Below are 775 nucleotides of genomic sequence, written 5' to 3'. Positions count from 1 at the left end.
CCAACGGAATTGTGTATGGTTAGTTGCGTGGTTGAGCAACTAATTTAGCAAATAAATCACAGATAGAATATTCCGCAGGAATGTTCGTAAGTCGGCAACGACCAAAGCAATTAATTATACACGGTGTTGTGGTGTCGTTTTTTTATTTACTTCTAGTAGTCAAATTTATAAGTGTTAGTTGTTTTTCCTTTTCTCCAATTTTTAAATTCAACATTTACATTTACTTCTTGAGTTCCGTGAATTTTTTCTTTAAACTCAAAGCTTTCTTGATATGAAATTCCATATTTATTTAGGACTTCATCAATTTTGTTTTTTTCCAGTTCCGCTTTTTTATTTTCTCTTCTATATTTATTCAGTTTAGAGTAAGCGGTTCCCAGAAATGAAAATCCAGCTACAATTATTCCAATTTTCACGTACCATAGATAAAAGCTAAATATTTTCCAGTCAGATAAAAAGTACCCAAGAAGTATTAAAAGAAAACCAATAATTATTATGCCGTAAAAAGTCAGATGTGTTGACTTTTGTTTTCTGCGTATTATTTCCAATTCGAGATTAGCAATTTCTAATTTTTCTTGAAATTTTTTGTCGAGTGTAATTTTTGAGCAAGTATTATTAAAATCAGGTTTTTTATTGGTCAAATTACAAGTCAATCCTTTTTCCAGACTAGATATTCTATTATCACATAAATCACAATGTCGTGAAAAATTCATTAAAATTTCAGTTAAGTTTGAGTTAGTTTTTCGGTTTCGGTTCGTTTTGGGTAAATGCACCACAA

General features: G+C 29.9%; 1 protein-coding gene. It reads right to left on the bottom strand.

All coding sequences use genetic code 11. The features are described 5' to 3' along the window. Positions 1-152 precede the first annotated feature (152 nt). Positions 153-775 (bottom strand): hypothetical protein (locus tag HM984_RS17410; RefSeq protein ID WP_371312759.1); only part of this gene is annotated, 623 nt, incomplete at its 5' end.

The organism is Winogradskyella pacifica, assembly GCF_013403915.1.
GTDB classification, from domain to species: domain Bacteria; phylum Bacteroidota; class Bacteroidia; order Flavobacteriales; family Flavobacteriaceae; genus Winogradskyella; species Winogradskyella pacifica.
The sequence above is the reverse complement of the archived record's forward strand: the minus strand, read 5'-3'. Positions and strand labels throughout refer to the sequence as shown.